The 7,323-nt window shown below is 35.4% G+C and carries 5 protein-coding genes; 4 read left to right on the top strand and 1 reads right to left on the bottom strand.

What is annotated here, in order from left to right; genetic code table 11:
- The coding region (locus ABZA26_RS04120) for a PLDc N-terminal domain-containing protein (RefSeq protein WP_372713250.1) at nt 1-495 on the bottom strand (495 nt) is incomplete at its 3' end.
- A gap of 160 nt (nt 496-655) precedes the next feature.
- On the opposite strand from ABZA26_RS04120, the gene lon reads away from it, so the two are divergent.
- The 4 genes from lon to ABZA26_RS04100 all read left to right on the top strand — a co-directional run.
- Nucleotides 656-3,034 (top strand): endopeptidase La, encoded by a 2,379-nt coding sequence (gene lon, locus ABZA26_RS04115; protein ID WP_372713249.1) that lies wholly within the window; start codon nt 656-658, stop codon nt 3,032-3,034.
- A 121-nt stretch (nt 3,035-3,155) separates the two neighbouring features.
- Nucleotides 3,156-3,989, top strand: coding sequence for an SIR2 family protein (locus ABZA26_RS04110; protein ID WP_372713248.1), 834 nt, complete (start codon nt 3,156-3,158; stop codon nt 3,987-3,989).
- Nucleotides 3,990-4,129: 140 nt separating this feature from the next.
- The gene (locus ABZA26_RS04105; RefSeq protein ID WP_372713247.1) at nt 4,130-4,888 is read left to right on the top strand and encodes a hypothetical protein; all 759 of its coding nucleotides are present in this window, start codon (nt 4,130-4,132) and stop codon (nt 4,886-4,888) included.
- Nucleotides 4,889-5,282: 394 nt separating this feature from the next.
- Nucleotides 5,283-7,323: glutamine synthetase III (locus ABZA26_RS04100; protein ID WP_372713246.1), on the top strand; the 2,041-nt coding region annotated here is incomplete at its 3' end.

The following is a 7,323-nucleotide window of genomic DNA, read 5'->3' as shown; positions in this document are numbered from 1 at the left end:
TACACCGGATTTTGCCTTTTCCTTTAAAATAGAAAAGAATTCTTTTCCCAACTGGTCGTTGTCAAAGATGAAATATTCCATGTGAATATAAGAATCTGCATTTTTTATCTCGCTTTTCATATCATGAAAAAGCTCTTTTCCATGGGTAAATACCTCTATACTGTTTGAAAAGGTCAGCCTGTTTTTTCCTGTGAACTCCAGATACTGTACCATCTGTTCCCATTTTTCCAGTTTTTTTATATCTTTATTTTTAGACGGTGCTGCTGTCCTAAAAATATTTCTCATATAAAATTTTTTGCTCAGCCTTTTTTTTCTAAAGCTGAGACCAAACAACAGATAAGAAATAAAACCTGCATAGGAAGTCAGGACAAGAACAGTAATCCAGAACAGGCTGTATACCGGTTTTTTTCTTTCAAAAAAGATTATTATCACTACAAAAAAAATATTTATAAAGTAAATATACTTGGCAAAAAAAATCAGATGTTCTAGAACCATGTGATTTCACCTCTAACTCTCGTCTTTAATATAGTTATACAAAACTAAAGTTATTTTCCTCGAGTTATTTTTTTAAAAAAAAATAGCTGAATAAAATATAAAGGAAATTCATTCTAATTTTGTAGTTATTATTTGAAAAACATAAAAGGAGGAGATCACTATGGCTGATAACAATAATATAACAGAACTTGTCAGTGTCAATGAAATAATGCCTGAAAAACTTGTAATTCTGCCCATTGTCACAAGACCTGTTTTTCCTAATATAATGATTCCAATTACATTTTCAGGTGGACAGTTCCTTGAAGCAATAAGAAAAGTAGAAGAAAAAGAAAACAGACTTATGGGGCTAGTATTTACACAAGAGGTAAATGAAATAGACTTGTTTAAGTCAAAGCTTTATGATGTGGGAACCGTGGTTAAAATCCACAAAATCACACCTATTTCACCAAATACCGTGCAGATAATAGTACAGGGAATAAGCAGATTTAAGAAGATAAAAACTGTGGAGGAGAGTCCGCTTCTGCTATGGAATGTAGAATATAATCAGGAACCCAGCGGAGCTCCCAATGATGAAGTACGTGCGTATATGCTTGCTATCATGACATCTCTGAAAGAGATATTTAAGGTAAATCCTATAATGCAGGAAGAACTGAAACTCCTCATGTCCCAGGTATCCTATGACAAACCTAGTATACTTATGGATCTTATAGCAGCCATGCTGAAAATAGAAAGCAGGGAGCTTCAGGATCTTTTAGAAGAGTTCAATCTAGAAGAAAGATGCCGAAAACTACTGACTCTCCTTAAAAAAGAGCTAGAGATATCTCAGCTTCAGGAAAAAATCCAGAGACAGATAGAAGATAAGGTAAGTAAGCAGCAGAAAGAGTATTTTCTGAGAGAACAGCTGAAACTCATAAAAAAAGAGCTGGGAATGGAAAAAGACGACAAACAGGCTGAAATAGAAAAACTGGTAGAGCGGTTAGCTGAGATAGAACTCTCTGAAGAAGCTAAAATTGTCGTAGAGGAGCAGTTTGAAAAACTAAAGATGATTGATCAGAGCTCTCCTGAATATCATGTGACCAGATCTTACATACAGTCTATTATAGAGCTTCCTTGGGGAATATATTCTGATGACAGGCTGGATGTGAAAAAAGCAAGAACGATATTAGACAAGGATCATTACGGTCTTCAAGACGTAAAAACAAATATACTTGAATTTATAAGTACCATAATGAAAACCGGGAACGTAACAGGGTCTATACTCTGCCTTGTAGGACCTCCAGGGGTGGGGAAAACCTCTATAGGTAAATCTATAGCCAATACTCTCAACAGGAAATTCTACAGATTTTCTGTAGGAGGAATGAAGGATGAGGCTGAGATAAAGGGACACAGAAGGACCTATATAGGGGCTATGCCAGGGAAGATAATACAGGCCCTCAAAAGGGTAGAGACTTCTAACCCTGTCATCATGCTAGATGAGATTGACAAAATAGGAAACAGCTATCAGGGTGACCCGGCTTCTGCCCTTTTAGAGGTACTAGATCCGGAACAGAACAGAGATTTCTTGGATCACTATCTGGATGTAAGATATGATCTTTCAAAGATATTGTTTATAACAACAGCCAATACCATGGATACTATTCCAAAACCGCTCCTTGACCGTATGGAGGTCATTCAGCTTCCTGGCTACATCATGGAAGAGAAGCTAGAGATTGCCAAGAGATTTCTCATCCCCAATCAGATGAAGGAACACGGACTCTCAAAGCAGGAGGTCAACATCAATAAAGGGGCTATAGAGGATGTAGTGGATAAATACGCCAGAGAAGCAGGAGTAAGAAATCTGGAAAAAAATATAAGAAAAATTATGAGGAAAACAACCCTTCGTATAGCAGAGGGGGATGTAAGTAAAGTAAGCATTAGCAAGAAAAATCTCGAAGAATTTTTAGGTCAGCCAATCTTTATAACAGAGGAACTCTATCAAAAATCTGTGCCTGGAGTTACATTGGGACTGGCATGGACATCCATGGGTGGAGCCACTCTTTATATAGAGGCTACAGGCATAAGTAATAAAGAAAAAGGTTTTAAGCTTACAGGTCAGCTGGGAAGTGTCATGAAAGAATCTGCAGAAATTGCTCATTCATATGTGAGATCCTATCTCAACAAGGAAAAAGACTGTTCTGAAGAGGAAAGCAGCTATTTTGATAAAAATACTGTGCATCTTCATGTTCCTGCTGGGGCCACTCCAAAAGACGGACCTTCAGCAGGGATAACAATGGCGCTGGCCTTATATTCTCTTGCAAAGGGAAGGGCCGTAAAAAAAGATATGGCCATGACCGGAGAGCTGACACTCACAGGTAAGGTATTGCCTATAGGGGGAATAAGAGAAAAAACAATCGCAGCAAGAAGAGTTGGTATTTTTACTCTTATAATTCCAAAGGATAACAGAAAGGACTATGAACGTCTTCCTGATTACATAAAAGAGGGAGTCACTGTCCATTTTGTAGATTATTTTGAAGATGTTATTAAAGTTGCTTTTGACTAGTAATATCCCCGTCTCAAAAGGCGGGGATATTATTTTTCTTTTGTTTTTTGAGGTTGTGCAATGGATATTAATAGGGTATACTAAGCTAAGAAATAATTAATATTTATAAGGAGTAAAAACTATGACAAATTTTATAAATAGATTGCGTGACGGAGAGAATATTGTATTGTGGATAGGAGATATTTTAGGAAAATTAATGGGCTATCCTAGTAAAAGAGATCTTGCCAAGCTTGTGTATAATGACCTGGACAAACATTCAAAGCTAGAAGTTTCCAATATCAACTCTTTGGCCGAGGTCTGTCAAGTATACTTAGACAGTGTAACAGGGAGCAAATTAAAGCTTCTCAATAAACTAAAAAACTCTTATTTAAATTCCCAAGAAGCTTCCGATCTTTTCCAATTGTTTCCAAAATCACCTTTTATTAGTGCAGTAGTCACTACAAATTTAGATGCTTTTATTGAAAATGCTTATGGTAAATCTATTCAGAAGGTAGAAGTTCAGAATAAAACTGAATTAGGATCGGAACTGCCTAGGTTATATAAAATAAACGGCGATTTTGAGCATTTGGATAAAATGCTGGTTACAAAGCAGGATTTAAGAAAATTAAAGACACTCTCTTTATATAATCCACTTTTTGAAAATTTAAAACGTGAGTTAGAAAATAAATTGCTTTTGTTCATTGGGTATGATTTAGAAGACCCTGATACAAAAGAAATTTTATCTTTTGTATACAGTAAATTAGGCGATTCAAAACCAAATGCTTATTTTGTGACTTCATCCTCTATAATAAGTACAGATACTATCAACTGGCTGAACTCAAATGAGATAAAACTTTTAAAACAAAATGAGACTGAATTTTTAGAGGAGTTAAAAAAATACTTAACTGAAGAGAAGCATATTCCTGTCACGAGTGATGAACAAGAAGGACTGGCGGTAAAAAAAAAGTACCAGTAACAGCCATTGATGACAAACCGAGGCTCTTTTCATTAGAAGAGAATCAAAAGGAACCTGTAGTAAAAGAAATTGTAGTAGGAGAAGGCTTTAATGGTAGTGTAAAAACTTATTTTGAAATGCAGTCAGACTTTAATCGGAATTTGAAATTTCCTATATCCAGGTCAAACATCCCGGAACTTAGTCAGAAAGAAAAAATAACAACTATAGGGAAAGTAGATATTAAATGCGGTGAGTCTACTCTTTTGAATTTCTCTTTGAAGTTCTTAAAATCAAACGGAGTTAATTATTTTGAAATTAAAAACAGAGAGTGCAAGATCTCCTTTGAGGGGAAAGTATCAAAAGATAATAATAAAATAATAGCTACAGATAGATATTTGGGCTATTCCATAGCTGAAAATCTTCCTGTGAAAAGGGCTTTGGAGGTTTATAATTTTTTTATGAATCTTTTTTCAGGAGAGAAGCTGGAATTTAACATAGGATATTTATCTGCAACTGTCACTTTAGAAAATAAAATAGAAAGATTTAAAATTCAAAAGGTTTTAGAGACTCTCAATAAATATATTTTTATTTGTAATGAGGAAAAAATTGCACCAAATGAAAAATTCTACAAAATATTAAAAAATTCTTATGAGGTTGATTTGATTTTTCATACTATACTTGGAAAATCCATAGAAAGTAAAATCGATATTGAGGTAAAAAAAGAAGGGTTTACAGAAGGTGATTACATTAATATTGAAAGAACTCATAAGACACATCTCAAAGGGCTTAAATTTAATATAACTGAGAGAATTTCCTCAGAAGACGTTATTACGAAAAACGAACTCACAGACACCGGTGTATCCATTTTTGGGAAAAATGCAAAAATTATTTTTAAAAAAAATCTTGATTTTTTTATTTAGCCATGATAAAATTCTCAGTAAGAAAGTTCAAATATTAACTATATAAATAGTAATTAATTAAAACCATTTACTGGATATATGCTTTTGTGTTGTTCTGGTATAGTTTTGTACATTTTTCAAAAAATATTTGGGTGTTCTGATTTGACAATTTTGGGAGGGTGGTTCTTGTGGCGGTTTCTAAATTTTGCTTTTCGACAGAAGATGGTTTATATAGTAAATTCGTCCAGTGCTCAACATTGGATAGATTTCCAGTCTCCGAAATTCAAATGACCGTTTATGGGATAACTGTCTACAGAGAAAATGGTGTGCTTTACATGTGCAGAAATATGGGATAGGATTCGTTTGAATTCCTGCCCATTTTTTATATAATTTTCAATTAGAGGGGGAAATATTTATGAAAAATAATGACTACAAAGTGCGGCCTTTGACTGAAGTCTACGGGGAAAACTGTTTTAATGAGGCTACGTTAAAACAAAGAGTTCCTAAAAGTATCTTTAAAGAGTTTAGAAAAGTACAAAACGGAGAAATGGATCTTACGTTAAATGTAGCTGAAGTTATTGCAAATGCTATGAAAGACTGGGCACTAGAGAAGGGGGCAACTCACTTTACTCACTGGTTCCAGCCACTTACAGGAATTACAGCAGAAAAGCATGACTCTTTTGTAAATCCAGGTCCAGACGGATCGGTAATACTCGAGTTTTCCGGAAAAGAGCTTATAAAGGGAGAACCTGATGCGTCTTCATTCCCAAGTGGAGGACTAAGAGCTACTTTTGAAGCCAGAGGATATACAGCATGGGACACTACATCACCAGCTTTCTTGAGAGAAGACCAGACTGGTATAACTCTTTACATTCCTACGGCATTTGTTTCATATAAAGGACACGCTTTAGATAAAAAAGTGCCTCTTTTAAGATCTATGGCAGCTGTTGAGAAACAATCTTTAAGAGTTTTAAAAGCTCTTGGGGACACTAAAACTAAGAAGACCTTTACAACTCTAGGGGTAGAGCAGGAATATTTCTTAGTTGAAAAAGAATTCTTTGAAAAAAGATTAGACCTTTTACATACAGGTAGAACTTTATTAGGAGCTGGATCTGCAAAAGAGCAGGAGCTTACAGGTCACTACTTTGGTACTATAAAAGAAAGAGTAGCAACATTCATGCAAGACCTAGACACTGAACTATGGAAAATAGGAGTTTGTTCTAAGACTAAGCATAATGAAGTTGCACCAAATCAATTTGAAGTTGCCTCAGTATTCTCTACAGCAAATGTAGCCACTGACAGTAATCAGCTTACTATGGATATTATCCAAAAAGTAGCAGTTAGACATGGATTGGTAGCTCTTTTACATGAAAAACCTTTTGCTGGGATAAATGGTTCTGGAAAACATAACAACTGGTCTCTTGCAACTGAAAGTGCAAACTTACTTGAGCCTGGAGATAGTCCTAAAGATAACGCTCAGTTCCTTGTATTCTTGAGCTCTGTAGTGGAGGCTGTGGATAGATATGCACCACTTCTAAGACTTGCTGCTGCAAGTGCAAATAATGATCACAGACTAGGAGGACATGAAGCACCTCCAGCAATAATCTCTATATTCTTAGGTGACGCCCTGTCAAATATACTTGATACTATAGCAGGAGGAAGCCCTGAAAGTGAAGACTCATCTTCAAAATTAGAAATTGGAGTAGATTCACTTCCAAAATTACCAAAAGATCTTACAGACAGAAACAGAACTTCTCCTTTTGCCTTTACAGGAAACAAATTTGAATTTAGAATGGTTGGATCTTCAGCATCTACTGCAGGACCTAATGTTATTCTGAATACAATTGTTGCAGAAGTACTTGCTGATTATGCTGAGATTCTTGAAAATGCTCAGGACAAAAACGAAGCTATAAAGCAAATCGTTGCTAACGCATACACTAAACACGGAAAAGTAATATTTAACGGAAACGGTTATGGTGATGAGTGGGTAGTAGAGGCTGAAAAAAGAGGTTTACCTAACTTAAAAGCTACAAGTGATGTTCTTAAGTATAACCTTGCTCCTGAAACATTAGAATTATTTGAAAAGCATGCAGTTTTCTCTAATGAAGAGCTTGAGTCAAGATATAACATCTACGGTGAAATATATATAAACCAGATCGAGCTTGAGTCTAAAGTAATCACAAAAATGTCTGAGACAGAAATTGTTCCTGCAGCTAACAAATACATGAAAGAAGTAGCAGATATGATCAACAGCAGCAAAGAGTTTTTACCAGAAGGACTCTTAAAAAATCAAAAAGCACTTATTGTTGCATTAGCTGAAAACATCGATACTCTTATGACTGAATCTAAAGCATTAGAAGCAGCTATAGAGGCTAAGCCTTCAGACCTTGATGCTGAAATTCAGTATGCAAGAAAAACTCTGTTACCGGCTATGGACAGAATCAGAGCCGCAGCAG

Source organism: Ilyobacter sp. (assembly GCF_041583315.1).
Lineage (GTDB): Bacteria > Fusobacteriota > Fusobacteriia > Fusobacteriales > Fusobacteriaceae > Ilyobacter.
Note: the sequence above shows the minus strand (reverse complement) of the source record. Positions and strands in the feature narration are given on the sequence as shown.

What these genes read in the sequence shown, in the direction of transcription:
- lon (WP_372713249.1), top strand. Translation starts at nt 656, where the DNA reads ATGGCTGATAACAATAATATAACAGAACTTGTCAGTGTCAATGAAATA.
- ABZA26_RS04110 (WP_372713248.1), top strand. Translation starts at nt 3,156, where the DNA reads ATGACAAATTTTATAAATAGATTGCGTGACGGAGAGAATATTGTATTG.